This window comes from Sphingopyxis sp. Root154 (assembly GCF_001427105.1).
Taxonomy (GTDB): Bacteria; Pseudomonadota; Alphaproteobacteria; order Sphingomonadales; family Sphingomonadaceae; genus Sphingopyxis.
Genome location: NZ_LMGI01000004.1, coordinates 17,162 through 43,123, shown reverse-complemented (window position 1 = coordinate 43,123; position 25,962 = coordinate 17,162). Strand labels below are relative to the sequence as shown.

Sequence of the window (25,962 nt, the reverse complement as noted above, 5' to 3'; positions counted from 1 at the left end):
AAAGAAAGGGCGTCGCCGAAAGGCGGCGCCCCTTTTATCCGAGGCTCGGGAAGCTCGCCTTCAGCCCGTCGATCACGAACTGCGCCGCGAGCGCCGCGAGCAGCACGCCGAGCAGACGCGTAATCACCGCCTCGCCCTTGTTGCCGATGAGCCGCATCAGCGGACCCGCCGAAAGCAGCGCGGCGAGCGTCAGCAAGAGCACGAGCAGCAAAGCGCCAAAGATCACGAACGCGCGGTCGAGCCCGTTGTTCTGCGATACGAGCAGCATCACCGACGCGATCGATCCCGGCCCCGCGAGCATCGGCATCGCCATCGGAAACACCGAGACATCCTCGATCTCGGGCGTCGCCATCACCTTTTCGGCGCGCTGCTCGCGGCGTTCGGTGCGCTTTTCGAACACCATGTCGATCGCGATGATGAACAGCATGATACCGCCCGCGATGCGAAAACTGTCGAGGTCGATGTGGAGGAAACTGAGCAGCGCTTCGCCAAACATCGCAAAAAAGACGAGGATCAGCCCGGCGATCACCGTCGCACGGATCGCCATCGAGCGCCGCTGCGCCGCGCTCGCCCCCGTCGTCAGGCTCGCGTAGATCGGCGCGCAGCCCGGCGGGTCGATGACGACGAACAGCGTGACAAACGCCGAGATGAAAAGATCGATCATGGCTGCTTCGGCGCCGCGACCTGATCGTCGATGACGGTCGCCATTTCCTTGCCATCCCAAAGGCGGATCGTGACGCGGCGCGACTTGTCGGCGCGGACGGCCGACGTCCAGCTGAGCGTCTGGTCGGGCGACAGGCCGACCGCCCTATCCTCACCCTCGCCGCCCGCTTCGATCGGCACGGCGGGCCGCGAGCCGCAGACCGCCTGCTTCGATGCGATGAAATCGGGCGCTTCGCGCGGGGTCGCCAGCGTATCGCCATGGTCGAGGGTCCAAGCGAGCTTGCCCTTCTTGGGATCGCGCAGCCAGACCGTCGTGAAATAGCCGTTCGCCTGACCCTTCTGCCACGCGCCCGTGGTAACGCCGACATTGCCGTCGCAGCTGATATAGACCGCATGCGGCTGCCACTTCACCGCCTCGGCGGGGTCCTTCTGTGACTTCAGCCAATCGCGCGCCTTCACGCGCTGCGGCACGAACATCACCGCTTCGGGCGCCGAGGTTTCGCGAAACGCCGTCCACTGGCCTTTTTCCTGCGCAAGCCGCGAGAAACCGATTTCGGCCGCGATGAAAGCGCTGGGATTCGCCGCGAGCGGGTCGCGTTGGCGTGCCGCCGCAGCGCCGCCCGCGATCACCGAAAGCGAAAGGACCGCGAAGGCCAGACGGCGCATCAAAAACCCTCCGGATCGGCGAGCCCGGCGCGGCGGTGCGCCGCGACGAGCGTGTTGCGCAGCAGGCACGCGATGGTCATTGGGCCAACCCCGCCGGGCACCGGCGTGATCGCATCGGCGACCGCGGCGACGCTGTCATAATCGACATCGCCGACCAGCCGCCCCTTCGCCGCGCCGTCGGCGGGCGGCAGTCGGTTGATACCGACATCGATCACGATCGCCCCCGGCTTGATCCAGTCGCCCTTCACCATTTCGGCGCGGCCGACCGCCGCAACGACGATATCGGCGCGACGGACGAGCCCCGGAAGGTCCTTCGTACGGCTATGCGCCATGGTGACGGTGCAATTGGCGCCCAGTAGCAGCTGCCCCATCGGCTTGCCGACGAGGATCGAACGGCCGACAACGATCGCGTCCTTGCCCGACAGGTCACCCAGCCGATCCTGCAGCAGCAGCAGGCAGCCATAGGGGGTGCATGGCACCATCCCGGCGATGCCAAGCGCGAGACGCCCGGCGCTGACCGGGGTCAGCCCGTCGACATCCTTGTCGGGATCGATCGTAGCGACCGCCGCCTGTTCATCGAGATGGCCGGGCAGCGGCAATTGAAGGAGGATGCCGTCGACGGCATCGTCGGAATTGAGCTGGCGCAGCAAGGCTTCGACCTCGGCCTGCGATGCGGTCGCAGGCAAGCGGTGTTCGAAGCTTTCCATGCCGGCGGCGACCGTCGCCTTGCCCTTCGACCCGACATAGACCGCGCTCGCCGGGTCGTCGCCGACGAGCACGACCGCCAGACCGGGCGCACGCGACGTCGCGGCCTTGAAAGCCGGAACCGCATCGGCGATCCGCGCCCGCAGGCCGGCGGCGAATGCCTTGCCGTCGATCACCTGCGCAGCGGTCATCACGCCATTCCGTTGGCGTAGGCGAGCTTCGCGAGATAGTTCAGCACCGGCCCGTCGAGGATGATGATCAGGATCAGCACCAGCATGGGGGTCAGGTCGAGCCCGCCGAAATCGGGCATGATGCGGCGGAACGGGCGGTAAAGCGGCTCGGTGATCCGGTCGAGCACGGTCCAGAGCTGGCCGACAAACTGGTTGTGCGTGTTGATGACGTTGAACGCGATCAGCCACGACATCACCGCCTGCGCGATGATGAACCACCACAGGACCGTCAGGATGATGTGGACGATCTGGAGGAGCATGAGAAGCAAGGCGATTTCTCCGAAAAAGGGTCTTGCCGCGTCTCTTAGCGGTGAATGAGCGTCCCCGCACCCCTCGCGGTGAAAATTTCGAGCAGCATCGCGTGCGGGATGCGCCCGTCGAGGATGACCGCCGCCTCGACCCCGGCATCGACCGCGGCGACGCACGTCTCGACCTTCGGAATCATGCCGCCGGTGATCGTCCCGTCCTGTTTCAGTTCGTCGATCGCCGGGCGGTCGAGGTCGGTGAGCAGCGCCCCCGACTTGTCGAGCACCCCGGCAACGTCGGTGAGCAGGAAGAAGCGCTTCGCCCCCAGCGCGCCCGCAATCGCGCCCGCCATCGTGTCGGCGTTGATATTATAGGTCGCGCCGTCGGCGCCGAGCGCAACCGGGGCGACGATCGGGATGAAATTATCCTTCGTCAGATTGACGAGGATCGTCGGGTCGACCGCGACGGGTTCGCCGACGAAACCCAGGTCGACATGGCGCTCGATCCCCGAATTGGGGTCGGGCTCGGTGCGGGTGACCTTTTCGGCGAGTACAAGATTGGCGTCCTTGCCCGAAATACCGACCGCACGCCCGCCGAGTGCGGCGATCCAGCTGACGATTTCCTTGTTGATCTTGCCCGCCAGCACCATTTCGGCAACCTCGGCGGTCGCGGCGTCGGTGACGCGCAGCCCGCCGACGAAGGTCGATTCGATCCCGAGCTGTTTCAGCATCGCGCCGATCTGCGGCCCGCCGCCATGGACGACGACGGGGTTGATCCCGACCGCTTTCAGCAGGACGACATCCTCGGCGAAATCGCGCTGCGCCTCGGGATCGCCCATCGCATGGCCGCCATATTTGATCACGAAGGTCTCGCCGGCATAGCGCTGCAGATAGGGCAGCGCTTCGACGAGCGTTTCTGCCTTGGCGAGCAGGTCGGGCATTTTCGAAGGATCGGTCATCGTCATCATCCTGCCGGCAGTTCGGCTTTGGCGTCCATCTTGCGGCCGATCGCGACCACCGCCATCACCAGCAAGGGCACCATCACCGCCGACAGCACGACCTTGGCGATCATCTGGCCGACCATCAGATCGGCGATCGGGCGAACGCCATAGAAGCTGACGGTGATGAAGATCAACGTGTCGATGATCTGGCTGAGTGCCGCCGCGATGAAGCCGCGCAGCGGCAGCAGCCGGCCGTTGTTCGCGGTCATCCGCGCAAAAATCCAGACGTTGAGGCTGACCGACACGCCATAGGCCAAAATACCCGCCGCCATCATCCGCCAGCCTTGCCCGACGATGATCGGAAAGGCTTCCTTGGCAGGCTCATACATCCCCGCGTCGGTCGGCAGCTGCAGGACGAAGACCGTCAGAATGATCGCGAGAATGAGCGGAATGAAACCGAACCGAACCAGCTTGTCGGCGATGGCACGGCCATGCAGTTCGGCGATGCCGCTTGAGATCGCGATCAGCGTCAGAAAGGGGAAAATCCCCGCCTCGACCGCCAACGGGCCAAGCGCGACCTGTTTCGCGCCGAGGAAACCCCCGAGCGGAACCATGCCGCCGTACAGGATTGCGAACAGCAGCAGCGAAGGCGCAATCAGGCGTGAGGAGCTATTTTCCATCGAGGCCGCTTAATCGCTTTTGCGGCGGGTGGAAAGGTGCCGCATCGGCACGGACTTGCCCCACCGCCAAAGCCCGCTAGACACGGGTATCAATTTGCGGGGGACGCACAGAAATCATGGAACGCCTGATCGGTCTGCTCGGCATCGTCGCATTGCTTGCGATTGCCGTGCTTTTTTCATCGAACCGCCGCTGGATTCGCATGCGCATCGTCATCCCCGCCTTCCTGCTCCAGGCCGGCTTCGCCGTGCTCGTCATCGGCACCCCGTGGGGCCGTGCGGTGATCCAGGCGATGTCGAACGGCGTGTCGAACCTCTTGAGCTATGCCGACGAGGGCACCCGGTTCCTCTTCGGCGACGTGCTGACGCAGGCGCCCTATGGCAAGGCGGTGTTCGCGATCGGCGCGCTGCCCGTGATCATCTTCTTCGCCTCGCTGATCTCGGTGCTCTATTATCTTGGCATCATGCAGATGATCATCAAATGGGTCGGCGGCGCGATCCAGAAGGTCACCGGCATCACCAAGGTCGAAAGCCTTGGCGCCGCGGCGAACATCTTCGTCGGCCAGTCCGAATCGCCGCTCGTCATCCGCCCCTATCTCGCCGGACTGACCCCGCCGCAGCTGTTCACCGTGATGACGGTCGGCATGGCGGGGGTCGCGGGCACCATTCTCGGCGCCTATGCCGGGATGATCGGCCCGCACCTCCTCCCCTATCTGCTCGCCGCCAGCTTCATGTCGGCGCCCGGCGGCATATTGATGGCCAAGATCATGATGCCCGACGATCCCAAGGACATCGGCATCGAACCCGTCGTGATGCCCGAGGCGAGCCACGACGAGGAAAAGCCCGCCAACATCATCATGGCGGCGGCGCAGGGCGCACAGACCGGGGTCAGGCTCGCGGTCGCGGTCGGCGCGATGGTGATGGCGTTCGTGGCGCTCGTCGCGCTCGCCAACGGGCTGCTCGCGGGCATCGGCGGCTGGTTCGGCGTCGACGGCCTGTCGTTCCAGGCGATCATCGGTACCATCTTCCGCCCCGTGATGTGGCTGATGGGCGTGCCGTGGGACGAAAGCGCAACGGTCGGCGGGCTGTTCGGCAGCAAGGTCGTGCTCAACGAATTCGTCGCCTTCATCGATTTGGGCCGCGCGCAGGGCGACATGTCGGCGGCGGCGGTCGCGATCGCGACCTTTGCGCTCTGCGGCTTCGCCAATTTCAGCTCGATCGCGATCCAGATGGCGGTGACCGGCGGGCTCGCCCCGAACCAGCGCCCGGTGATCGCCAAGCTGGGGCTGAAGGCGCTGCTTGCGGGCAGCCTGTCGAATCTGATGTCGGCGGCGCTCGCGGGGCTGATGCTCGGCGTCGCGCCGCCATTGGCCGCCCCTCCCGCCCCGCCAGCTCAGCCTGTTACGGCGCCGGCTGCGGCGCCGACACCCGATGTGGCGACGGTCCCGGAGGCGGAGCCCGCCAAGGCGCCCTGATTTAAGCCAGCACACGGCAAGTATTGACGCCGGCCGGTTGGGAAAATTTGCAAGCCGCCGCCTAATCGCGTAAATTCCGCGCAGTATACCGAATCCCGGGTCACGTTCGCCAATAGGGAGGTTGCCATGAAAACCGCTTATCGTTTGTCGATCCTTGCCGCGGCCGCGGCGTCGATAGGGGCGGGTTTCCTCGCCACCTCCTATGCCCAGACCGCCGAGACAGAACGCTACCGCCCCGATCGGCCGCCCGAAGCGACGATCTATCGCGACGCCGGCTATCGCGGCCCCGCGGTGTTCATCGGCGAAGAAAAGCCGAACCTCGGCCTCGCCTGGCCGGTCAATTCGATCCGTGTCCCCAACGGGCGCTGGGAACTGTGCGAAAAGACGCGCTATCGCGGCAATTGCCGCACGGTCGACCGTGACACGCCGATGCTGAACAACGTCCTGCGCGGCCTCACCATCCAGTCGATCCGCCCGGTAGGCGGAGGCGGAGGCGGAGGCTGGAATCCGAACCCGCCTGCCAACGACCAGGTCGCACGCGGCAATTTTGCCGAATTCCACACGCAGCCCGCGGAGCGCAATTATCGCGTGCTCGCCTGCGCGCGTGGTTCGGCGACCGCCAATTGCGCGGCGCAGACCGCCGACACCTGGTGCCGCTCGATCGGCTGGAACGGGTCGGCGCGCGAGCATATGGAAACGGTCAGCGGTCGGGTCTACCTCGCCGACGTGCTGTGCGTCCGTTCGGGCTACTAAGGGGAGACATATATGAAGACGACAGCTCTTGTCGCGGCGGGCGCCGCGATCCTTGCGCTCGCGGCCTGTTCATCGGTGCCGCGCAACACCGGGACAAGCTATGACTGCAGCGGCGGCACGCGGTTGAAGGTCGACTATGTCGGCGATGGTGCGATCGTCCGGGTCAATGGCGGTCGGACGATGGTGCTCAAATCGACGCCGGCGAACCGCGGCCAGATCTACGAGAACAAAAGCGGCGCGCGGCTGCAGCGCAATGGCAACGACGTGACGTGGAATACCGCGCTGCGCTCGGCGCCCGAAAGCTGCCGCGTCGTCTATACGCCGATGTGACCCCGACGGCCGCCGGCGCCGTCGGCTGCCGTCGGCCTACGGATTCATTTGCGCCAGCGCCGCGCGGACCTCCCCGACGAACAATTCGGGCTGTTCCCACGCAGCGAAATGCCCGCCGCGATCGAGTTCGTTCCAATAGACGATATTCTTGTAGCGCCGCTCGGCCCAGCGCCGCGACAGCCGCATGATCTCGCCTGGAAACAGGCTGCATCCCGTCGGTACGAGGATTTCACCCGCCGAAAAATCGCGAAAGCTGTGCCAATAGAGCCGCGCCGACGAAGCCGCACTCGCCGTCAACCAGTAGAGGCTGACTGTGTCGAGCATCGCATCCTTCGATAGCGCGTTTTCGGGATGGCCGCCGACCGACTGGCCGCCGGGAAGATGCCCGCAATCGGTCCAGCCGTGGCATTTTTCGACAATCCACGCCATTTGCCCCACCGGGGAATCGGTAAGCGCGTAACCGATCGTTTGCGGTCGCGTCGCTTGCTGGGTCGAATAGCCGCTGTCCTTTGCCTGATACCAGCCGAAGCGCGCGAGATAGCGTTTCTCGCTGTCGGTGAGGTCGGTCATCAGGTCGGGCGGCGGGGCGCCGACCACCATGTTGACGTGGATGCCCGCGCAATGATCGGCATGGTTCATCCCGATCGCGCAGGTTACCGCGCTGCCCCAATCACCGCCTTGCGCAAAATAGCGTTCATAGCCGAGCGCGCGCATCAGCGCGTCCCACGCCACGCCGATCTGCTCGACGCTCCACTTGGCTTCGGCGGGCTTGCCCGAAAAGCCATAGCCGGGAAGCGACGGGATCACGAGGTGATAGTCGGCCGCAAGCGGCTCGATGACATCGAGGAACTCGAGTACCGATCCCGGCCAGCCATGCGTCAGGACCAGCGGCCGCGCGGCGGGATTTACCGAGCGGATATGCAGGAAATGCACGTCGAGCCCGTCGATCGTCGCGAGATAATTGGGCAGAGCGTTCAGCCGCGCTTCGGCCGCGCGCCAGTCATAATCATCGCGCCAATAGGCCGCGAGCTCCTGCGCATAGGCAAGCGGAATGCCCTGATCCCAGTCGTCCACCGTTTCCTTTTCGGGCCAGCGCGTGCGCGCCAGCCGCTCCTTCAGATCGTCAAGCGCCGCTTGCGGCACGTCGACGGTGAAGGCGCGAATATTGTCGACCTGCATCTGCCCCGCCCCTCCCTAACCGATATTTTCAGGGCCGCGCAGGCGCCTTGCAGCCGCGCTCCAGCCCGACGCCCTTCAGGAAACCGCGCCGCACCGTCCCGGCATAGACCGCCATCGCATAACGCCGCCGCTCGGCATTGGCGCCAGTAACCTCGCCGATCAGCCCGCGAAACGGGATGATCCCGCCCGCCACCGTACCGGCGACACGGCCCGCGGTTTCTTCGCGCTTCTTCGCTCGGTCCTTGTCGACCTGTTCGTTGACGTCGGCACCCAGAACATCGTTGAGTTCGCTTACTTCCTTGATGATGGCTGCGCACTTTCCGAGACCCGCCAGCGAATAGGGGCTGCCCTGAATCGCCAGCAGCTTTGGCGGAACTTCCTTGCCGTCGAACGGCTCGGTCACCGAATTCGCGGTGTCCTTGATCGTCGATTCTTCGGGCGAACCCTGTTGCGCCTGGACGGATATGGCCCCGGTAAGAAGGACGGTAGCGAGCGCGAATAAGGTCTTGTTACGCATGATCATTCATCCCCTGCATTCCATATATACCCAACGCACCGGATGCCTTCCGGCTCCATCGCCCCTATAGTGGACGGCGCAGGGTGATTTGAACCCACGGCCCCTGCGCACCGTCATAGCCTCCGCCGACGCCTTCGGAGATATCGAGTAGATCCCAGACGGCGGCTTCGTGATAGATGGATTCGAGCTCTGCGCGCGCAAGATAGTTGAAATAGCGCCCGAAGCGGTCGCGTCCTTCCGCGCCGCCGCCCTTGTAGCTTGCGAAATGCAGCCCGCCGGGCCTCAGCGCACGATGGACGCGAGCAACAACGTCCGGAAGATCGCAGCGCGGTACGTGGAGCAAGCTCGCCGACGCCCATATAGCGTCGTAGCGCCCGGCGGCATCGAGCTCGCCGAAGCGCATCACGCGCACGGGTCGGCCGAGTTGCGCTTCCGCTTTCGCCGCGATCTCGGCGACCCCGTCGGTCGGATCGACCGTAAAGCCCCGCGCCGTCATGTGCGCGGCGTCGCGCCCGCCGCCGCATCCGAGTTCCAGTATGTCCGCTCCGGCCGGCAGTCGGTCGAGGAAGCGATCGAGATGGCGCGACACGCCGAGCTTGCCCGACGCCGTATAGACCGGCGCGTCCGCGGCATAGAATGCGAGGGTCCGGGCGTCGTATCCGCTCACCGCGTCGGAACGGGCTCCGCACCGGTCCAGTCGTAGAAGCCGCGGCCTGCCTTTTTCCCGACCCAGCCTGCATCGACATATTGGACGAGCAAGGGCGCCGGACGGAATTTGGGATCGCCGGTGCCGCTGTAGAGCACACGGATGATTTCGAGGCAGGTGTCCAGCCCGATGAAATCGGCGAGCGTGATCGGCCCCATCGGATGGTTGAGGCCGAGACGGCAGCCGGCGTCGATGTCCTGCATCGTCGCAACGCCTTCGCCGAGCGCAAACACCGCCTCGTTGATCATCGGCATCAGCACGCGGTTGACGATGAACCCCGGTGCGTCATTGGCATGGACGATCTCCTTGCCGAGCCCGCGGCCAAAGGCCTCGACTTGTCCGAGCGTGTCGTCGCTGGTGGCGAGGCCGCGGATCAGTTCGATCAGCCCCATCACCGGGACCGGATTGAAGAAATGGACGCCGATGAAGCGCGCCGGGTCGGGTGCGGCCTGCGCCAGCCGCGTGATCGGGATCGAGCTGGTGTTGCTGGCGAGGATCGCGGTCGCCGACAGATGCGGACCGACGCTGGCGAAGATCGCACGCTTGATCTCCTCGCGCTCGGTCGCCGCCTCGATGACGAGGTCGGCGGGGGCAAAGGCGCCGTGGTCGGCGACTGGTGTGATGCGTCCCAGCAGCGCGTCGGCATCACCTTGCGTCATTTTCTCCTTGGCGACGAGGCGGCCGAGCGCCTTGGCGATACCCGCCTTGCCGGCTTCGGCGCGTGCGAGGTCGATATCGGAGAGCAGCACATCATGCCCGGCGCCCGCCGACACCTGCGCAATGCCCGCACCCATTTGTCCCGCACCGATAACGCCAACGATCATATGCTGCCCTTTTCGCTGAAAACCGTGCCTGTGCCCCTACGGCCTCGGTCCCGCGCGTCAAGAGCGCGCGGAGTCCGGCGTATTAGGGGGCCGAACGAAAAGCGGTCGCTTCGGCGAGGATCAGGGCAAAGGCGGGATCGGCGTCGTCCCATGTCACGATCGGCGTCCAGCCGCTCGCGCGGAGCAATAGATTGGCGTCGCGCGGGCCATATTTATGGCTGTTCTCGCTGTGGATGGTTTCGCCCTTCGCCATCGCATAGTCGTGTCCGTCGACGGTGAAGTCCATGTCGCACGCCGCCACGAGGTGCATTTCGATGCGCGCGTGGACATCGTCCCACACTGCGCGGTGGGCGAAATTCTCGATGGGGATGTCGCCGCCGAGCTCGCGATTGATCCGCTCGAGCAGGTTGAGATTGAACGCCGCGGTCACGCCGGCCGGATCGTCGTAGGCGAGTTCGAGCGTCGCCACATCCTTGATCCGGTCGATACCGATGAGGAGGAGCGACGCTTCGCCGAGCGCGCAGCGCCAGTTGCGCAAAAGGTCGATCGCGGTGCGCGCGACCATGTTGCCGATCGTGCTGCCCGGAAAAAAGCCGAGCTTGGGCAGGTCGGCGATCTCGTCGGGCATGACCACGCGCTGGGTGAAGTCAGCCTCCACCGGATAAATGGGCAGCCCCGGAAAGCGTATGGCGAGCGCCTCGGCACTGCCGCGCAGAAAGTCGCCCGAAATATCGACGGGCACATAGGCGGCGGGTGCGATCGCATCGAGCAACAGCGGCGTCTTCGTCGAACTGCCCGAGCCGAGTTCGACAACGGCACGGCCGGAGCCGATCGCAGCGGCGATATCGGCGGCATGGCGGGTGAGCATGTCGGTTTCACTGCGCGTCGGATAATATTCGGGAAGCGCGGTGATATCCTCGAACAGCGCCGATCCCACCGCGTCGTAGAACCAGCGCGCGGGGATCGCCTTCGGCTGCTGGCTGAGGCCGGCGTGGACGTCGGCGCGAAAGGCGATATCGACGCCCGCGTCGTCGGCCGCAACTTGCCGAAGATTGCGCACAACGCCCATGGTCAAAGATCCTTTGCGAGCCGCACGCCGGTGAATTGCCAGCGCTGGTGGGGGTAGAAGAAATTGCGGTAGGAGGGCCGCAGATGGCCGCGCGGGGTCGCGCAGCTGCCGCCGCGGAGGACGAACTGGCCGCTCATGAACTTGCCATTATATTCGCCGACCGCGCCGGGCGCGGCACGGAAGCCGGGATAGGGGCGGTAGGCACTGCCGGTCCATTCCCACACGCTGCCGAACATCTGTTGCAAGCCGGTGTCATCGTCGGCGGGAGCGGGCTGCACCGGTCCGCCGGTATCGAGCTGCTGGCCGCCATGCGGATCGCGCCCCGCCGCCGCGGCTTCCCATTCCTGCTCGGTCGGGAGGCGCGCGCCGGCCCAGCTCGCGAAGGCGTCGGCCTCGAAGAAGCTGATGTGCGTCACCGGCGCGGCGGGGTCGATATCCTGCCAGCCCGACAGGGTGAAGGTCTGGCCGTCCTGCCAATAGGCCGGCGCCTCGATATCCTCGGCGCGCACCCATGCCCAGCCGTCGCTGAGCCAGAGCGAGGGGGTGTGATAACCGCCGTCGGCGATGAATTCCTGCCATTCGCCATTGCTCACCGGGCGGCTGGCGAGCGCGTGCGGGGTCAGCAGCACATCGTGGCGCGGGCCTTCGCAGTCGAAGGCGAAGCTGGTGCCGTCATGCCCGACCGCGGCGACGCCATCGGCGCCCTTGATCCATTTCATCGCAGAAAACGGCGCAACTTCACTCGCGATTCGCGTTTCCCACACGGCCGGTCCGAGCGGATTTTGCGCGAAGAGATGCTTGAGGTCGGTGAGCAGCAATTCCTGATGCTGCTGCTCGTGATGGATGCCGAGGTCGACAAGCGCCAGCGCGCTCGCCGGGAGGTCGGGCAGCGCGGTCTGGACCGCGGCATCGACATGCGCGCGCCAGATACAGACCTCGTTGAGCGACGGGCGGGTGAGCAGGCCGCGATGCGGGCGCGCGTGACGCGGCCCTTCGGCTTCATAATAGCTGTTGAAGAGGAAGGGATAGCGCTCGTTAAAGAGACGATAGCCCGGAACATGATCGCGCAGGATGAAGGTTTCGAAGAACCAGGTCGTGTGCGCGAGGTGCCATTTGGCCGGCGAGGCGTCGGGCATCGACTGTGCGCTGGCGTCGGCGTCGGAGAGCGTCACCACCAGATAGAGCGACAGACGGCGCGTCGCGACGAAGCGCCGCGTCAGCTCTTCCAGCGGATCGGTACGATTTTGGGCGTCGGTGCGGCTGGCCATGGTGAGACAATCCCCGGGGGTGCGATTCGGTTTCGCTGCGTGCCCGATTATGGTTACGCCGCGATGGAATGTCTAGGAACATTTAGGGAACATCGACGCTCGTCGTGATGCCGAACTCGATCCGGCATCCATTTTCCCGGCGTTGCGGTGGACCCCGGATCAAGTACTGGGTGACGAATGGCGGGTCAGCGCGTCGCGCCGGGTTTCCAGAGAATGTCGCCGCCCGCCGCGGCGTTGATGTGCCGCGTGAGCACGAACAGATGGTCCGACAGGCGGTTGAGATAATTGAGCGCGATCGGGTTGAGGTCGCGCGTCGCGCCCGCCGCGACGGCGGCGCGTTCGGCGCGGCGCGTCACCGCGCGGGCGAGGTGGAGCCGCGCCGCGGCTTCGGTGCCGCCGGGAAGGATGAAGCTTTTGAGCGCACCCAGCGCGTCGTTCATGCGGTCGATCTCGTCCTCGATCCGCGCAATCTGGCTCGGCACGATACGCAGCGCCATCTCGTGCGGGCCGAAGCCGAACTGGATGTCGGGCGGGGTCGCGAGGTCGGCGCCGAGGTCGAACATCTCGTTCTGGATGCGCGCGAGCATCGCGGCTTCGTCGCTGTCCGCATCGAGCGCGGCGGCGGCCATGCCGACCCAGCTGTTCGCTTCGTCGACGTCACCGATCGCCGCCATCAGCGCGTCCGATTTGGCGATGCGCGAGCCGTCGACGAGCCCCGTGGTGCCGTCGTCGCCGGTGCGCGTGTAGATCTTGTTGAGCTTGACCATGCGCGTCGGCCTATTTGCCCGCGGCGAAGAGGCCGATCAGCACAAGCAGGATGATCGTGATCGCCTGCCACTTCACGCGCGCCATCATCATCTTGTTCTGCATCACCTGATTTTCGTGCGCGGTGCCGTCCATCTGGGCGCGGTGGCCTTGCGAGAAATAGAAGAGCCCCCGCGCAAGCGAGAAGAGGACGAAGCCGGCGGCAATCACGACGCCAAGGATGAGCAGGATTTCCATGCTCCCTATCTAGGGATTTTGCAGCGAATAGCCAGCGGGAAGCCGCCCGGCGGCCAAATCGGCGGCGAGCGTGCGCCCGTCGATCCCGGCCGCGCGGAGCGATGCGAGCGAGGCTGCCGCGTCGCGTTTCGCGAGCCTTTTGCCGTCTGCACCACGAACGAGAGCGTGATGGCAATAAAGCGGGGTCGGCAGATCGAGCAGCGCCTGGAGCAACCGGTGGACGTCGGTCGAGGCGATGAGGTCGGCGCCGCGGATGACATGCGTCACCCCCATCGCAGCGTCGTCGAGCGTGCTCGCGAGATGATAGCTCGCCGGCGCATCCTTGCGCGCGAGGACGATATCGCCGTGCGCCGCCGGATCGGCGGACCGAGGCCCGTGCCCCGCCTCTTCCCATGCAAGCTCGCCCGCCTCGGCGGCGGCACGCGCCATGTCGAGGCGCCAGCAATGCGGCTCGTGGGCCATCCGCCGTTCGCGCTCCGCATCCGGCAGACCCCGGCACGTGCCGGGATAGACCGCCCCCGATGGCCCATGCGGTGCCGACAGGCTGGCGGTAATATCGGCGCGGGTGCAGAAGCAGGGGTAAACGAGGCCGCGCCCCCGCAAATTATCGAGCGCGGCGGCATAGTCGCCGAGCCGCGCCGATTGACGCACCGGATCGCCGTCCCAGTCGACCCCGAGCCAGGCGAGATCGGCGAGCGACGCGCCGACATACTCCTCGCGCGAGCGGCTGCCGTCGATATCGTCGATGCGGATCCGGAACTTTCCGCCCGCATCGCGCGCCGCATTGTACGCGAGCACCGCGCTATAGGCGTGGCCGAGGTGGAGTTCGCCGGTCGGGCTGGGGGCGAAGCGGGTCAGCATAGGGCTGGTAAAATTTCCATATACTGTGCCGCCTTCCCGTGAATCCTTCCATATCTTGCGGCAAAAGCCCCCTTGACGTCAGATTCTGATGCGTCATGTAATACGTATGTCACTTCGGGAAGGCAGTGGCGCGCCAACCCGCGCAACTTAGGGGGCAGCGTCCTAGAGCCATGTTTCATCCCGATCTCGCCCGGCATCCCGATAATTGTCCCGCCCTTGTCCTGAATGCCGATTATACGCCGCTCAGCTATTATCCCCTGAGCCTGTGGCCCTGGCAGACGGCGGTCAAGGCGGTTTTCCTCGACCGCGTCACCATCGTCGAAAATTACGAACGCGAGATTCATTCGCCGACGAAGACGATGCCGATCCCGAGCGTGATTGCGCTCCGCCAATATGTGAAGCCGTCGCAGCATCCGGCCTTCACGCGCTTCAACCTGTTCCTGCGCGACCGGTTTTCGTGCCAATATTGCGGGTCGGGCAAGGATTTGACCTTCGATCATGTCGTGCCGCGCCGGCTGGGCGGGCGGACGACGTGGGAAAATGTCGCGACCGCGTGCGCGCCGTGCAACCTCAAGAAGGGCGGCCGCACTCCGCAACAGGCGCATATGCCGATCTATCGCCAGCCCTGGCGCCCGACGAGCTGGCAGCTGCAGGACAATGGGCGGGCATTCCCGCCGAACTATCTGCACACCAGCTGGATCGACTGGCTGTATTGGGATGTCGAGCTGGAGGGTTGACCCCCACCCGGGCATCGGACAGGCTCGGTTCATCGCGGCGCCGTCAAAGGGTCCGCCTGTGAAGGAGATAATGCCATGGTCCGCCTGACCCATATGCTCGCCGCCGGTGTTGCCGCGGCCGCGCTCGCCGGCTGTGCCACCACCCCCGCGCCGGCCGAGCAATCGGTGACCGTCACGGGCAGCATCGCCTATCGCGAACGCATCGCCCTCCCGCCGACGGCGCAGATCGAAGTGAGCCTCGACGACGTCAGCCTTGCCGACGCGCCCGCGCGCAATCTGGCGCGCCAAATTTTCAAGGCCGACGGCAAGCAGGTGCCGTTCGCCTTCACGCTGACCGTCGACAAGGCGCGGATCGAGCCACGCAACAGCTATGCGGTTTCGGCGCGGATCACGGGCCCCGATGGGAAGCTGATGTTCATCACCGACATGCGCAACTCTGTTACGTTCGACAGCCGTTCGGCGATCGATATGGGCACACTCCAGCTGGTCCGGACCCCCTAAATTGCCGGGCGCATAGCTATGCGCCGCTTGACGCTGTGCCTTCGCAGGTGCAGCAATCCGGCGCATGGGCCCGCCTATCCAGATCTCGCAAAATCCCGACATCCGCTATTTGGGGCGGATCCTCGGCGACGTCATTCGCGCTTATGGCGGCGACAAATTGTTTCGCCAGACCGAATATATCCGTTCGTCGAGCGTCGACCGCCATCGCGGGATCGCGGGGGCGGAGGCGATCGACCCGGGGCTCGATGCGCTGAGCCTCGATGACACGATCGCCTTCGTGCGCGGCTTCATGCTGTTTTCGATGCTCGCGAACCTCGCCGAAGACCGGCAAGGCGTTGCCGCCGAGCCCGAGGCGACGGTCGCGGCGGCGATCGAAAAGCTGCGCGCGGACGGGATCGACGGCGATGCGATCGCGGCGCTGCTGAGCGCCTCACTCGTCGCGCCCGTGCTGACCGCGCACCCAACCGAGGTGCGGCGCAAGTCGGTGCTCGACCACAAGAACCGCATCGCCGAGCTGATGCTGCTGCGCGATACAGGCGCCGACGAGACGCCCGAGGGCGACGTCGTCGAGGATGCGATCCGGCGGCAGATCGTTCTCCTTTGGCAAACCCGCCCGCTGCGTACCGAAAAATTGTTCGTCGCCGACGAAATCGACAATGCACTCACCTATTTGCGCGACGTCTTCCTGCCCGTCGTGCCCAAGCTCTATGCGCGCTGGGAAGCCGAGCTGGGGCAGCGCCCCGCAAGCTTCCTGCGCGTCGGCAGCTGGATCGGCGGCGACCGCGACGGCAATCCCTTCGTCACCGCCGAGACGATGCACATGGCGACGGCGCGCAACGCCGCGGCGGTGCTCGGGCATTATATCGACGCGGTCCACCACCTCGGCGCCGAGCTGTCGGTGTCGGCGAGCCTTGCCGTGGTTCCCGAGGCGGTCGAAGCGCTGGCCGAGGCGAGCGGCGACGCCGCGCCGAGCCGCCGTGACGAACCCTATCGCCGTGCTTTGTCGGGCATCTATGCGCGGCTCTGCGCCACTTATGCCCAGATCGTCGGCCGTGCGCCGCCGCGCCCCTCGGCGCTGAACGGCGCGCCCTATGCCGCCCCGGCGTCGCTCCGCCGCGACCTCGTCACCATCGCCAACGGCCTTTCGGCGAACAGCCAGGGGCAGTTCGGCGGCATTGGCGCACTCGGGCGGCTCATCCGCGCCGTGGAAGTGTTCGGATTTCACCTCGCGACGCTCGACATGCGGCAGAACAGCGCGGTGCACGAACGCGTGCTCGCCGAGCTGCTGTCGGTATCGGGCGTGTGCGCCGATTATCTGGCGCTGGACGAAGAGGAACGCGTCGCGCTGCTCACGGCAGAGCTGCAAAGCGACCGGCCGCTCGCCGCGCCGTGGCACCAGTGGAGCGACGAGACCGCGGGCGAACTCGCGATCGTCCATGCCGCCGCCGACGTGCGCGCGCGGCTGGGCAATGACGCGATCTGCCAGTGGATCATCAGCATGGCGCAGGACTTATCCGACCTGCTCGAAGTCCATGTCCTCGCGCGCGAAGCCGGCCTGTGGCGGAGCGGCGGCGACGCCGGCAAGTCGAACCTGATGGTCGTGCCCTTGTTCGAGACGATCGCCGACCTCGACCGCGCGCCGGCGATCATGGCGCGTTATTTCGCGATGCCCGAGATCGGCCCGCAGATCGGGCAGCGCGGGCATCAGGAAGTGATGATCGGCTATTCGGATTCGAACAAGGATGGCGGTTACCTGACCTCGACCTGGGGGCTGCATCAGGCGTCGCAGGCGCTGACCCCGGTGTTCGAGGAGGCCGACACGTCGATGCAATTGTTCCACGGCCGCGGCGGTGCGGTCGGGCGCGGCGGCGGCAGCGCCTTCGCCGCGATCCGCGCGCAGCCCGCGGGCACGGTGCAGGGCCGCATCCGCATCACCGAACAAGGCGAAGTGATCGCGGCGAAATATGGCACCGCGGCGAGTGCGGCGACGAACCTCGAGGCGATGGTGTCGGCGAGCCTGCTCGCGAGCCTCGAGCCCGAGGCGCTGAGCGAGACGGATGCGGCGCGCTTTACCGCGGCCATGGACCAGCTTTCGGCCGGCGCCTTCGCCGCCTATCGCGGGCTCGTTTACGATACGCCGGCGTTCAAGGATTTCTTCCGCGCGATGACGCCGATCGCCGAGATCGCGACGCTGAAGATCGGGTCGCGGCCGTCGAGCCGCACCAAATCGAGCGCGATCGAGGATCTGCGCGCGATCCCGTGGGTGTTCAGCTGGGCGCAGTCGCGCGCGATGCTGCCCGGCTGGTACGGCACGGGCGAAGGCTTCGCCGCGTTCGAGGACAAGGCGCTGCTGGCCGACATGGCAGCGGGCTGGCCATTCTTTGCGGCGCTGCTCGGCAATATGGAGATGGTTCTCGCGAAATCCGACATGGGGATCGCGGCGCGCTATGCCGAGCTGGCGGGGGATATCGACGGGCATGATGCGATCTTTGGGCGCATCCGCGACGGGTGGAACCGCGCGCATGACGGCTTGCTCGATATCACCGGACAGACGCGGCTGCTCGACAAGAATCCGGCGCTCGAGGCGTCGATCCGGCTGCGCCTGCCTTATATCGAGCCGCTCAACCTGCTCCAGATCGAGCTGATGAAGCGCCACCGCGCCGGGGAGACCGACCCGCGGATTGCCGAGGGTATCCAGCTGACGATCAACGCGATCGCGACGGCGCTGCGGAATAGCGGGTAAGCTTTTTCGTCATTGCGAGCGAAGCGAAGCAATGACGGAAAGGCTCAGCTCTTGACGATCACCACCTCGCCCTTGGCGTTCGCGCCTTCGGGCGCGAAGTTGATGCGGAAATCGGCGCCGTCCTTGTCCTTGCCCGCGAGCGTGTCGCCGCTGCGCGTGACTTTGACGCCCTTTTTGGCGAACTCACCCGCCATCCAGTCGGCGGCCTTGGTGGGCGCGGCGGGCGAGGTGAAGCCGAGTTTGACGGTCGCCTTGTCGGCGCCGCTCTTGTCGTTCGCGTCGACGTCGACCTTGGTGATTTTGCTGCCCGGATAGAGCTTCACCCCGTCGATATCGAAATCATCTTCGATGTTCAGGTCGACGAAATCGGGGATGTCGATGTCGATCGCCGCGCCATCGCCACCAATCTTGAGCGTGCCGCCGTCCTTGCCGGTCTTGATCTGGACCCCGCCATGCTCGTCGCCGGCGTTGATCGAGACTTCGGTGCCCTCCCCGGTCTTTTTCTCCTCCGACCCGCAGGCGGCGAGGAGCATCATCGGGGGAATGAGGAACGCGAGACGCATGGACTATCTCCTTGGTGCATTAGTTGTATAATACACCTTGGCTGTGGTTGAGTCAACTTCCCCTCTTTCGTCATGCCGGACTTGATCCGGCATCCATTCCGACAGCACGGTCGTGGACCCCGGATCAAGTCCGGGGTGACGATAAGAGAGTTACGCGTCGATGCTGTCGATGCTCGTCCGCACATCGCCGTGGACCAGCCCGCCATCGACGGTGATCGTGTCGCCGACGACATAGTCGCCCGCCTTCGACGCGAGGAAGATCGCGGCGCCCGCCATATCCTCGGGCACGCCGATACGCTTGACCGGGATGCTCTGCGCCACTGCGTCGCCATGGTCGCGGGCGGCCTTGTTCATGTCCGACTGGAACGCGCCCGGCGCGATCGCGGTGACGAGGATATGGTCGGTGACCAAGCGCGCGGCGAGACGCTTGGTGAGGTAGAGGATCGCGGCTTTCGACGCGTGATAGCTGTAGGTTTCCCATGGGTTCAAACGCTGGCCGTCGATCGAGCCGATATTGATCACCTTCGCCGGACGCTCGGCGGTGCCGCCGCCCTTGAGCAGCCCGTGGAGCGCCTGCGTCAGGAAGAAGGGCGATTTGACGTTGATATCCATCACCTTGTCCCAGCCCGCCTCGGGGAAGCCCTCGAACGGTTCGCCCCACGCCGCGCCGGCGTTGTTGACGAGGATGTCGAGGCGTTCCTCGCGCGCTTCGAGCTCCGACGCGAGCGCGCGGCAGCCCTCGACGGTCGACAGGTCGACCGGCAGGCCGATGACCTTGCCCGGATAGCGCGTTTCGAAATCGGCGACGGCTTCCTCGATCTGCGCGCTCTTGCGCGCCGAGATGTAGACGCGCGCAGCGCCCGCGGCGAGATAGCCCTCGACGATCATCTTGCCGATGCCGCGCGAGCCGCCGGTGACGAGTGCGATGCGGCCGTCGAGGCCGAACATGTCTTGGAGGTTCATTGTCTTATCCTTTTTCTCCCTCTCCTTCAGGGGAGGGTTGGGGTGGGGCCTGTGGGCGGTCCGCCCTCCCCGCTGCGACTAGCGAACGAGTTCGCTAGTCTCGCTGCCCCTCCCGCAAGCGGGAGGGGAGAGGTTAGTAGCCGTTCATCCGCGCAACCTGGTCGATGTGATAATGCACATCGCCCATATATTCGGCGAGTGCGCGGTCGCGTTTCATATAGAATCCGATGTCATATTCGTCGGTCATGCCGATGCCGCCGTGCATCTGCAGGCCTTCGCGGACGGCGAGGTTGGCAGCGCGCCCAGCCTTCGCTTTCGCGACCGACACCATCAGCTTCGCGCCTTCGCTGCCCTCGTCGAGCAATTGCTGCGCCTTCATCACCGTCGCACGGGCGACTTCCATCTCGCCATAGAGATGCGCGGCGCGGTGCTGGAGGCCCTGGAACTCGCCGATCAGCTTGCCGAACTGCTTGCGTTCCTTGAGGTAGTTGACCGTCATGTCCATCGCGCCCTGTCCGACGCCGACCATTTCGGCGGCGGCGCCGGTGCGCGTCGCGGCGAGCAGCGCGTCGAGGATGTCCTGCCCGGCATCGACTTCGCCGATCACCGCATCGGCATCGACCTCGACGCCGTCGAAGGTGACATGGCTCGCGAGGCTGGAGTCGACGAGGCGGCGCGGGTCGGCGGTCAGACCCTTCGCATCCTTCGGCACAGCGAACAAAGTGATGCCGCCGTCGGTCTTCGCCGCGACGATGCTGATGTCGGCGACATGGCCGTGGAGTACGAAGCTTTTCTTGCCGTCCAACCTGAACCCGTTGCCGGCGCGCGTCGCGGTGCTCGCGATGCGGTCGGGGCGGTGCTTCGCGCCCTCGTCGATCGCAAGCGCGACGATCGCCTCTCCGGAAGCAATCGCGGGGAGCCAGCGGCCCGCCTGCGTACCGCCCGCCCTGGCGAGCGCGGCGACCGCGCCGACGCTGGTCGACAGGAAAGGCGACGGGGTCAGGTTGCGGCCGATTTCCTCGAGCACGATGCCCGCCTCCATATGCCCCATGCCGAGCCCGCCATGTTCTTCGGGAACGAGCATGCCGGGCAGGCCCATTTCGGTGAACTGCGTCCAGAGGGCGCGCGAGAAGCCGGTGGCATCGGCGCTGTCGCGCAGTTTGCGCAGGTGCGACACCGGCGCCTGTTCGGCTACGAAGGGCGCAACGCTGTCCTTGAGCATCGCCTGGTCGTCATTGTGATACAAAGGCATGGGTCAGGCTCCGGGCAGGTCGAGGATACGCTTGGCGATGACGTTAAGCATGACTTCGCTCGTCCCGCCTTCGATCGAATTGGCCTTGGTGCGGAGCCAGCCTCGCGCGCGCGCGCCGCCCTTCGTCTCTTCGCTGTCCCATTCGAGCGCTTCGCTGCCGCCGCCCGACATGACGAGTTCGTGGCGGCGCTTGTTGAGCTCGGTCCCGACATATTTCATCATGTTCGAGCTGGCCGGATGCGCGCGGCCGGTCTTCCACATGTCCATGAAGCGCTCGCCCATCGCACGGTACGCAAAGACGTCGACGTCGAACGCCGCCATTTCCGCGCGCAGGATCGGGTCGTCGAGTTCGCCGGCCGCATTCTTGCCGAACGCCTTGGCAAAAGCGCCGCCGATGCTGACCATGTCGCCGCCCGCACCGCCGCCCGAGATCATCTCGCGTTCATGGCCGAGCAGATATTTGGCGACGTCCCAGCCGCGATTGATCTCGCCGATGAACTGCGTCTTGGGCACCTCGACATCGTCGAAGAAGGTTTCGCAGAAGGGCGAGTTGCCGCTGATCAAGAGGATCGGCCTGGTCGTGACGCCCTTGCTCGCCATGTCGAAGAGCATGAAGGTGATGCCCTGATATTTATTCGCCTTGTCGGTGCGGACGAGGCAAAAAATCCAGTCGGCCTTGTCGGCGTAGCTGGTCCAGATCTTCGATCCGTTGACGACCCAATGATCGCCCTTGTCTTCGCCGAAGGTCTGCAAGCTGACGAGGTCGCTGCCCGAGCCGGGCTCCGAATAGCCCTGACACCAGCGGATTTCGCCGCGCGCGATCGGGTTCAGATATTCGACCTTCTGCTCCTCGGTACCGAATTGCAGCAGCGCGGGGCCGAGCATCCAGATGCCGAAGCTGTCGAGCGGCGAGCGCGCGTGGATGCGCTTCATTTCCTGTTTGAGAACCTTGGTCTGCTCAGGCGTCAGCCCGGCGCCGCCATAGGGCTTCGGCCAGTCGGGGACGGTGTAACCCTTCGCCACGCAGGCTTCGAGCCACTGCTTCTGAGCGTCGTTCTTGAAAACCCAGTCGCGGCCGCCCCAGCAGACGTCCCCTTCGTCACGCACGGGCTCGCGCATTTCGGCGGGGCAATTCGCCTCCAGCCATTCGCGCACCTCGGTGCGGAAAGCGTCCAGTTCGCTCATCCTTTTGGCTCCTCTTCTCCGGCCAAATCTACGTCCGCTTCGCTAGTTTACGCAAGCGTCAACTTGGCAACGCGGCGCTGCCGTTACGGCGCCGTAGCGTCCGTCAGGCCGCCGTTGACGCGTCACCTTTGGCCCCTAAGCTAAGTGGCAAAAGAAAACGGGAGAATGGGTCAATGCGATTCGCAGGCAAGATAGCCGTCGTCACCGGAGCGGCGTCGGGCATCGGCAAGGCAGCGGTTTTGAAACTCGCGAGCGAAGGCGCACACGTCTTCGCCGCCGACATCGACGAGGCCGGCGGACAGGCGCTCGCCGCCGCATCAAATGGCAAGATCGACTTCGTCCGCTGCGACGTCACCAAGCCATCGGACATCGAGGCGCTGATGAATGCGGCCGCCTCGAAAGCCGGCGGGATCGACATCGTGTTCAACAACGCGGCCGCCGCGGGCGACCGCGCGCCGATCGACGAGATCAGCCCCGAGGGCTGGGACCTGACGATGGATCTGGTGCTGAAATCGGTCGCGATGGGCATCCGTTATGCGAGCCCGCATATGAAGGGCCGCAAAGGGGCCAGCATCGTCAATACCGCGAGCGTCGCGGCGCTCGGCGCGGGCTATTCGCCGATCGCCTATGCCGTCGCCAAAGCCGGCGTTCTCCACCTCAGCAAGGTCGCCGCCACCGACCTCGCGCGCTACGGCATTCGCGTCAACGCGATCTGCCCGGGGTTCATCAACACCAATATCTTCACCTCGTCGCTCGACGTGCCCGACGAACATAAGGATCAGGCGAAGGCGATCATCGCGGGGATGAGCGAGGCCGCGCAGCCCGTTGCACGCGGCGGCCAGCCCGAGGATATCGCCAACGCCGTCGCCTATCTCGCGAGCGAGGAATCCTCCTTCATGACCGGCACGCATATGCTGGTCGACGGCGGGCTGACGATCGGCCAGCGCCACGCCTGGGACCCCGAAGCCCCCGGCCTGTTCGACGCGCTTGTTGCGATGGAGGAGGCCGCCAAGGCCGGAGCCCCGGCGTGAGCGCTACCGCCACGACGGTTCCTCCGCCCAAACGCCTCCCCCTCTGGCTGAAGGTCACCCACGGCCTCGGCAGCATCGCCTATGGCGTCAAGGACAACGGCTTTTCGACCTTCCTGCTGCTCTTTTACAATCAGGTGATCGGGCTCGATGCGGGCATCGTCGGCGCCGCGATCATGGTCGCGCTGATCGCCGACGCGTTTGTCGATCCGGTGATCGGCGAGCTCACCGACCGCACGCGCAGCCGCTGGGGGCGCCGCCTGCCGTGGCTTTACGGCGCGCCGATCCCGCTCGCTATCGCGTGGATGCTGCTGTGGAGCCCGCCCGAAATGAGCGACACGATGACGGTCGCCTGGCTGATCGGTTTCGCGATCATCGTCCGCTCGCTGGTGTCGATGTGCGAAGTCCCATCGGTCGCGATCGTTCCCGAACTCACCGGCGATTATGACGAGCGCACCGCGGTCATGCGCTATCGCTTCCTGTTCGGCTGGGGCGGCGGGCTGCTGATCCTGCTGCTTGCCTATGGCGTCTTCTTCGGCGGCGCGAAGGGCCTCGTCGATCCGGCAGGTTATTTCCCCTACGCCCTCGCCGGCGCCTTGATGATGGCGGGCGCAGTGCTGGCCTCGGCAGCGGGGCAGCATAAGCGGATCGCGGTTTCGAACCTTGCCGACGTCAAGCCCGTGATGACGCTTCGCCATATCCTGCGCGACATGCGCGACACGCTGTCGAACCGCGCCTTCCTGTGCCTGATATTCGCCGCGCTGTTCGGCTTCATCAACCAGGGCATCACCTTTTCGATGAACAATTACCTGCTCGGTTTCTTCTGGCAGTTCACGCAGGGCGAGATGATCGCCTATGTCTTCCTGCTGTTCGCCTCGATGATCGCGGCCTTCGTGCTCGTCGCCCCCGTGTCGGCGCGGCTCGGCAAGCGCGACGGCGCAATATTCGCAGGCGCGATCTCGCTGCTCGTCAACAGCGGCATCTATTTCGCGTGGATCCAGGGATTTTTTCCCGGCCTGCCGGGCAAGCCGAGCGTTGCAACGATGTTCGCGCTGGTGTTCATATCGAACAGCTTCTCGATCATCCTGATGATCCTGTCGTCGTCGATGATGGCCGATGTCGTCGAGGCATCGCAGAGCGAGACCGGGCGTCGGTCCGAGGGGCTGTTCTTCGCGGGCTATTTCTTCATGCAGAAATGCGCGACCGGCATCGGCATCTTCGTCGCCGGGCTGATCCTGTCCTTCGCGGCGTTTCCGGCGAATGCCAAGCCGGGCGAGGTCGGGAGCGATGTGCTCGGCAATTTGGCGCTCGGCTATGCGCTTGCGGTGCTCGTAATCGGCACGCTGGGGCTGATCGTGATGCGTAAATTCCCGATCTCGCGCGCCGATCATGAGGCGCGGCTGGCGCTACTGGGCGACGTCGCACGCGGCGAACCCGACGCCACGGGTGCGCATCCGTAACGAGAATGTCGTCGGACGGCGGAATGATGTAATTTTGGGTCCGCAGGACTTGGCAAGGCCGACGAATCGGTCCAAAGGTTTACGTGAACGTAAAGGGAAAGGACGCGCAGATGGACTTCGATCTCACCGACCGGCAGGTCTATTGGCGCGACCGGGTACGCGATTTCATCGAGCGCAAGGTTCGCCCCGCGGTCCCGACCTATAACGAGCAGGACAAGGCGGGTGATCGCTGGAAAGTCATCCAGATCGTGGAGGATCTGAAGGCCGAGGCGAAAGAAGCCGGCATCTGGAACCTGTTCATGCCGCCCAAGTCGGGCGCGCACCACCATGTCGACGAGACGTTCGAGTTCGAGGGGCCCGGCCTTTCGAACCTCGAATATGCGCTCTGCGCCGAGGAGATGGGCCGCGTCGGCTTTGCGAGCGAAGTGTTCAACTGCTCGGCGCCCGACACCGGCAATATGGAAGTGTTCCACCGCTACGGGACGCGCGCGCAAAAGGAAAAATATCTCGGCCGCCTGATGAACGGGCAGATCCGTTCGGCCTTTCTGATGACCGAACCGCGCGTCGCCTCGTCCGACGCGACGAACATCGAAACGCGGATCGAGCGGGACGGCGACGATTATGTGATCAACGGCACCAAATGGTGGTCGTCGGGCGCGGGCGATCCGCGCTGCGAGGTCGCGATCGTGATGGGCAAGACCGATTTCGCCGCGAAGCGCCACGCGCAGCAGTCGATGGTGCTGATGCCGCTGAACGCGCCGGGGGTGAACATCCTCCGCCACCTGCCCGTCTTCGGTTATGACGATGCGCCGCACGGCCATATGGAAATCGAATTGAAGGACGTGCGCGTCAACGCCGAGGAAGCGATGCTGCTCGGCGAAGGCCGCGGGTTCGAGATCGCGCAGGGGCGCCTCGGGCCGGGGCGCATCCATCACTGCATGCGCACGATCGGTGTGGCGGAAGAAGCGATCGCCAAGATGGCGAAGCGGCTGCAATCGCGCGTCGCGTTCGGCAAGAAGGTCGCCGAATACAGCATCTGGGAACATCGCCTCGCCCGCGCGCGCATCGACATCGAAATGACGCGCCTGCTCTGCCTGAAAGCCGCGGACATGATGGACAAGGTCGGCAACAAGTCGGCCGCCGCGGAGATCGCGATGATCAAGGTGCAGGCACCGAACATGGCGCTGAAGATCATCGACGACGCGATTCAGGCGCATGGCGGCGGCGGCGTGTCCGAAGATTTCGGGCTGGCCAAGGCCTATGCGCACCAGCGCACTTTGCGCCTCGCCGACGGGCCCGACGAAGTCCACGAACGCGCGATCGCGCGGATCGAATTCGCCAAGCATAGCGAAGCGAGCGAGCCGGGCTTCTCGTCGGGCGACATCGGCGTTTCGCGTTAAAACCAGAAACCGGAGAGAT

28 protein-coding genes are annotated in these 25,962 nt (G+C 65.3%); 9 read left to right on the top strand and 19 right to left on the bottom strand.

All coding sequences use genetic code 11. The features are described from left to right. Positions 1–34: 34 nt before the first annotated feature. From ASD73_RS19915 to ASD73_RS19890, 6 genes are read right to left on the bottom strand one after another with little or no spacing between them, the layout of a single operon-like run. Entirely contained in the window at positions 35–664 is a 630-nt protein-coding gene (locus ASD73_RS19915) for a MarC family protein (RefSeq protein WP_056367581.1), read from the bottom strand. Continuing rightward, complete coding sequence (locus ASD73_RS19910) at positions 661–1,329, bottom strand: hypothetical protein (RefSeq protein WP_056367578.1); 669 nt, start codon at positions 1,327–1,329, stop codon at positions 661–663. The genes ASD73_RS19915 and ASD73_RS19910 overlap by 4 nt, the downstream gene beginning before the upstream one ends. Beyond that, positions 1,329–2,225 carry a bifunctional methylenetetrahydrofolate dehydrogenase/methenyltetrahydrofolate cyclohydrolase FolD gene (gene folD / locus ASD73_RS19905; RefSeq protein ID WP_056367576.1) on the bottom strand — a complete coding sequence of 299 codons (897 nt, stop codon included), beginning with the start codon at positions 2,223–2,225 and terminating at the stop codon, positions 1,329–1,331. Before folD ends, ASD73_RS19910 begins: the two co-directional genes overlap by 1 nt. Beyond that, on the bottom strand, positions 2,225–2,524 hold the full coding sequence (locus ASD73_RS19900; RefSeq protein ID WP_056367575.1) for a YggT family protein: 300 nt from the start codon (positions 2,522–2,524) through the stop codon (positions 2,225–2,227). The genes folD and ASD73_RS19900 overlap by 1 nt, the downstream gene beginning before the upstream one ends. Before the next feature lie 44 nt (positions 2,525–2,568). Beyond that, the gene (argB, locus tag ASD73_RS19895) at positions 2,569–3,477 is read right to left on the bottom strand and encodes an acetylglutamate kinase (protein ID WP_443027988.1); all 909 of its coding nucleotides are present in this window, start codon (positions 3,475–3,477) and stop codon (positions 2,569–2,571) included. Further along, the gene (locus tag ASD73_RS19890) at positions 3,474–4,130 is read right to left on the bottom strand and encodes a queuosine precursor transporter (protein WP_056367573.1); all 657 of its coding nucleotides are present in this window, start codon (positions 4,128–4,130) and stop codon (positions 3,474–3,476) included. Before ASD73_RS19890 ends, argB begins: the two co-directional genes overlap by 4 nt. A 116-nt stretch (positions 4,131–4,246) precedes the next feature. On the opposite strand from ASD73_RS19890, the gene ASD73_RS19885 reads away from it, so the two are divergent. From ASD73_RS19885 to ASD73_RS19875, 3 genes are all read left to right on the top strand, one after another. Next, complete coding sequence (locus ASD73_RS19885) at positions 4,247–5,602, top strand: NupC/NupG family nucleoside CNT transporter (RefSeq protein ID WP_056367571.1); 1,356 nt, start codon at positions 4,247–4,249, stop codon at positions 5,600–5,602. 126 nt (positions 5,603–5,728) lie between these two features. Continuing rightward, the gene (locus ASD73_RS19880) at positions 5,729–6,355 is read left to right on the top strand and encodes a beta/gamma crystallin-related protein (RefSeq protein ID WP_056367568.1); all 627 of its coding nucleotides are present in this window, start codon (positions 5,729–5,731) and stop codon (positions 6,353–6,355) included. Between the two features lie 12 nt (positions 6,356–6,367). Then, positions 6,368–6,685, top strand: a complete 318-nt coding sequence (locus ASD73_RS19875) for an MliC family protein (protein WP_056367566.1) — start codon at positions 6,368–6,370, stop codon at positions 6,683–6,685. A gap of 36 nt (positions 6,686–6,721) precedes the next feature. Here the strand turns inward: ASD73_RS19875 and ASD73_RS19870 are convergent, their stop codons facing one another. From ASD73_RS19870 to gluQRS, 9 genes are all read right to left on the bottom strand, one after another. Then, positions 6,722–7,864: an epoxide hydrolase family protein gene (locus ASD73_RS19870; RefSeq protein WP_056367564.1), complete on the bottom strand. Its 1,143-nt coding sequence runs from the start codon at positions 7,862–7,864 to the stop codon at positions 6,722–6,724. Between the two features lie 28 nt (positions 7,865–7,892). Continuing rightward, positions 7,893–8,381 carry a hypothetical protein gene (locus tag ASD73_RS19865; RefSeq protein ID WP_235534623.1) on the bottom strand — a complete coding sequence of 163 codons (489 nt, stop codon included), beginning with the start codon at positions 8,379–8,381 and terminating at the stop codon, positions 7,893–7,895. A 64-nt stretch (positions 8,382–8,445) separates the two neighbouring features. Further along, positions 8,446–9,048, bottom strand: a complete 603-nt coding sequence (locus ASD73_RS19860; RefSeq protein ID WP_056367559.1) for a class I SAM-dependent methyltransferase — start codon at positions 9,046–9,048, stop codon at positions 8,446–8,448. Next, a complete protein-coding gene (locus tag ASD73_RS19855; protein WP_056367558.1) occupies positions 9,045–9,911 on the bottom strand; it encodes a 3-hydroxyacyl-CoA dehydrogenase NAD-binding domain-containing protein in 867 nt (288 codons plus the stop codon). The genes ASD73_RS19860 and ASD73_RS19855 overlap by 4 nt, the downstream gene beginning before the upstream one ends. Positions 9,912–9,993: 82 nt before the next feature. Continuing rightward, complete coding sequence (gene egtD, locus ASD73_RS19850; protein ID WP_056367556.1) at positions 9,994–10,980, bottom strand: L-histidine N(alpha)-methyltransferase; 987 nt, start codon at positions 10,978–10,980, stop codon at positions 9,994–9,996. 2 nt (positions 10,981–10,982) lie between these two features. Beyond that, the gene (gene egtB / locus ASD73_RS19845; RefSeq protein WP_056367554.1) at positions 10,983–12,248 is read right to left on the bottom strand and encodes an ergothioneine biosynthesis protein EgtB; all 1,266 of its coding nucleotides are present in this window, start codon (positions 12,246–12,248) and stop codon (positions 10,983–10,985) included. Between the two features lie 185 nt (positions 12,249–12,433). After that, entirely contained in the window at positions 12,434–13,015 is a 582-nt protein-coding gene (locus tag ASD73_RS19840) for a cob(I)yrinic acid a,c-diamide adenosyltransferase (RefSeq protein WP_056367552.1), read from the bottom strand. Positions 13,016–13,025: 10 nt separating this feature from the next. Further along, positions 13,026–13,250 carry an HIG1 domain-containing protein gene (locus ASD73_RS19835; RefSeq protein ID WP_056367550.1) on the bottom strand — a complete coding sequence of 75 codons (225 nt, stop codon included), beginning with the start codon at positions 13,248–13,250 and terminating at the stop codon, positions 13,026–13,028. Between the two features lie 9 nt (positions 13,251–13,259). Further along, positions 13,260–14,111 (bottom strand): tRNA glutamyl-Q(34) synthetase GluQRS, encoded by an 852-nt coding sequence (gene gluQRS / locus ASD73_RS19830; RefSeq protein WP_056367548.1) that lies wholly within the window; start codon positions 14,109–14,111, stop codon positions 13,260–13,262. Between the two features lie 170 nt (positions 14,112–14,281). Between gluQRS and ASD73_RS19825 the strand changes: the two genes are divergently transcribed. The 3 genes from ASD73_RS19825 (at position 14,282) to ppc (ending at position 18,092) form a co-directional block, all read left to right on the top strand. Beyond that, the gene (locus tag ASD73_RS19825) at positions 14,282–14,848 is read left to right on the top strand and encodes an HNH endonuclease (RefSeq protein ID WP_056367545.1); all 567 of its coding nucleotides are present in this window, start codon (positions 14,282–14,284) and stop codon (positions 14,846–14,848) included. Positions 14,849–14,923: 75 nt separating this feature from the next. Next, positions 14,924–15,349, top strand: a complete 426-nt coding sequence (locus tag ASD73_RS19820) for a YbaY family lipoprotein (RefSeq protein WP_056367543.1) — start codon at positions 14,924–14,926, stop codon at positions 15,347–15,349. Positions 15,350–15,413: 64 nt separating this feature from the next. Beyond that, positions 15,414–18,092 (top strand): phosphoenolpyruvate carboxylase, encoded by a 2,679-nt coding sequence (ppc, locus tag ASD73_RS19815; protein WP_056367542.1) that lies wholly within the window; start codon positions 15,414–15,416, stop codon positions 18,090–18,092. A gap of 44 nt (positions 18,093–18,136) precedes the next feature. Here ppc and ASD73_RS19810 read toward each other — a convergent pair whose 3' ends face one another. The 4 genes from ASD73_RS19810 to ASD73_RS19795 form a co-directional block, all read right to left on the bottom strand. Then, complete coding sequence (locus ASD73_RS19810) at positions 18,137–18,655, bottom strand: hypothetical protein (RefSeq protein WP_056367540.1); 519 nt, start codon at positions 18,653–18,655, stop codon at positions 18,137–18,139. Positions 18,656–18,805: 150 nt separating this feature from the next. After that, positions 18,806–19,618 carry an SDR family oxidoreductase gene (locus tag ASD73_RS19805; RefSeq protein WP_056367538.1) on the bottom strand — a complete coding sequence of 271 codons (813 nt, stop codon included), beginning with the start codon at positions 19,616–19,618 and terminating at the stop codon, positions 18,806–18,808. 133 nt (positions 19,619–19,751) lie between these two features. Further along, positions 19,752–20,870, bottom strand: a complete 1,119-nt coding sequence (locus tag ASD73_RS19800; RefSeq protein WP_056367537.1) for an acyl-CoA dehydrogenase family protein — start codon at positions 20,868–20,870, stop codon at positions 19,752–19,754. 3 nt (positions 20,871–20,873) lie between these two features. Further along, on the bottom strand, positions 20,874–22,055 hold the full coding sequence (locus ASD73_RS19795) for an acyl-CoA dehydrogenase family protein (protein ID WP_056367535.1): 1,182 nt from the start codon (positions 22,053–22,055) through the stop codon (positions 20,874–20,876). 173 nt (positions 22,056–22,228) lie between these two features. Between ASD73_RS19795 and ASD73_RS19790 the strand changes: the two genes are divergently transcribed. The 3 genes from ASD73_RS19790 to ASD73_RS19780 all read left to right on the top strand — a co-directional run bounded on the left by ASD73_RS19790 (position 22,229) and on the right by ASD73_RS19780 (position 25,943). Next, complete coding sequence (locus ASD73_RS19790) at positions 22,229–23,086, top strand: SDR family NAD(P)-dependent oxidoreductase (RefSeq protein ID WP_056367533.1); 858 nt, start codon at positions 22,229–22,231, stop codon at positions 23,084–23,086. Next, positions 23,083–24,543 carry an MFS transporter gene (locus ASD73_RS19785; RefSeq protein WP_056367531.1) on the top strand — a complete coding sequence of 487 codons (1,461 nt, stop codon included), beginning with the start codon at positions 23,083–23,085 and terminating at the stop codon, positions 24,541–24,543. Before ASD73_RS19790 ends, ASD73_RS19785 begins: the two co-directional genes overlap by 4 nt. A gap of 110 nt (positions 24,544–24,653) precedes the next feature. Beyond that, the gene (locus tag ASD73_RS19780) at positions 24,654–25,943 is read left to right on the top strand and encodes an acyl-CoA dehydrogenase family protein (protein ID WP_056368215.1); all 1,290 of its coding nucleotides are present in this window, start codon (positions 24,654–24,656) and stop codon (positions 25,941–25,943) included. Positions 25,944–25,962: the final 19 nt, after the last annotated feature.

Excerpts from the sequence above, each read along its gene's own strand:
- ASD73_RS19810 (WP_056367540.1), bottom strand. The coding sequence starts at position 18,655 with ATGCGTCTCGCGTTCCTCATTCCCCCGATGATGCTCCTCGCCGCCTGC.
- ASD73_RS19855 (WP_056367558.1), bottom strand. The coding sequence starts at position 9,911 with ATGATCGTTGGCGTTATCGGTGCGGGACAAATGGGTGCGGGCATTGCG.
- gluQRS (WP_056367548.1), bottom strand. The coding sequence starts at position 14,111 with ATGCTGACCCGCTTCGCCCCCAGCCCGACCGGCGAACTCCACCTCGGC.
- ASD73_RS19835 (WP_056367550.1), bottom strand. The coding sequence starts at position 13,250 with ATGGAAATCCTGCTCATCCTTGGCGTCGTGATTGCCGCCGGCTTCGTC.
- argB (WP_443027988.1), bottom strand. The coding sequence starts at position 3,477 with ATGATGACGATGACCGATCCTTCGAAAATGCCCGACCTGCTCGCCAAG.
- ASD73_RS19880 (WP_056367568.1), top strand. The coding sequence starts at position 5,729 with ATGAAAACCGCTTATCGTTTGTCGATCCTTGCCGCGGCCGCGGCGTCG.
- ASD73_RS19900 (WP_056367575.1), bottom strand. The coding sequence starts at position 2,524 with ATGCTCCTCCAGATCGTCCACATCATCCTGACGGTCCTGTGGTGGTTC.
- folD (WP_056367576.1), bottom strand. The coding sequence starts at position 2,225 with ATGACCGCTGCGCAGGTGATCGACGGCAAGGCATTCGCCGCCGGCCTG.
- egtB (WP_056367554.1), bottom strand. The coding sequence starts at position 12,248 with ATGGCCAGCCGCACCGACGCCCAAAATCGTACCGATCCGCTGGAAGAG.
- ASD73_RS19910 (WP_056367578.1), bottom strand. The coding sequence starts at position 1,329 with ATGCGCCGTCTGGCCTTCGCGGTCCTTTCGCTTTCGGTGATCGCGGGC.
- ASD73_RS19795 (WP_056367535.1), bottom strand. The coding sequence starts at position 22,055 with ATGAGCGAACTGGACGCTTTCCGCACCGAGGTGCGCGAATGGCTGGAG.
- ppc (WP_056367542.1), top strand. The coding sequence starts at position 15,414 with ATGGGCCCGCCTATCCAGATCTCGCAAAATCCCGACATCCGCTATTTG.
- ASD73_RS19790 (WP_056367533.1), top strand. The coding sequence starts at position 22,229 with ATGCGATTCGCAGGCAAGATAGCCGTCGTCACCGGAGCGGCGTCGGGC.
- ASD73_RS19805 (WP_056367538.1), bottom strand. The coding sequence starts at position 19,618 with ATGAACCTCCAAGACATGTTCGGCCTCGACGGCCGCATCGCACTCGTC.
- ASD73_RS19885 (WP_056367571.1), top strand. The coding sequence starts at position 4,247 with ATGGAACGCCTGATCGGTCTGCTCGGCATCGTCGCATTGCTTGCGATT.
- ASD73_RS19820 (WP_056367543.1), top strand. The coding sequence starts at position 14,924 with ATGGTCCGCCTGACCCATATGCTCGCCGCCGGTGTTGCCGCGGCCGCG.
- ASD73_RS19800 (WP_056367537.1), bottom strand. The coding sequence starts at position 20,870 with ATGCCTTTGTATCACAATGACGACCAGGCGATGCTCAAGGACAGCGTT.
- ASD73_RS19915 (WP_056367581.1), bottom strand. The coding sequence starts at position 664 with ATGATCGATCTTTTCATCTCGGCGTTTGTCACGCTGTTCGTCGTCATC.
- ASD73_RS19840 (WP_056367552.1), bottom strand. The coding sequence starts at position 13,015 with ATGGTCAAGCTCAACAAGATCTACACGCGCACCGGCGACGACGGCACC.
- ASD73_RS19865 (WP_235534623.1), bottom strand. The coding sequence starts at position 8,381 with ATGCGTAACAAGACCTTATTCGCGCTCGCTACCGTCCTTCTTACCGGG.
- ASD73_RS19890 (WP_056367573.1), bottom strand. The coding sequence starts at position 4,130 with ATGGAAAATAGCTCCTCACGCCTGATTGCGCCTTCGCTGCTGCTGTTC.
- ASD73_RS19875 (WP_056367566.1), top strand. The coding sequence starts at position 6,368 with ATGAAGACGACAGCTCTTGTCGCGGCGGGCGCCGCGATCCTTGCGCTC.
- ASD73_RS19780 (WP_056368215.1), top strand. The coding sequence starts at position 24,654 with ATGGACTTCGATCTCACCGACCGGCAGGTCTATTGGCGCGACCGGGTA.
- egtD (WP_056367556.1), bottom strand. The coding sequence starts at position 10,980 with ATGGGCGTTGTGCGCAATCTTCGGCAAGTTGCGGCCGACGACGCGGGC.
- ASD73_RS19825 (WP_056367545.1), top strand. The coding sequence starts at position 14,282 with ATGTTTCATCCCGATCTCGCCCGGCATCCCGATAATTGTCCCGCCCTT.
- ASD73_RS19870 (WP_056367564.1), bottom strand. The coding sequence starts at position 7,864 with ATGCAGGTCGACAATATTCGCGCCTTCACCGTCGACGTGCCGCAAGCG.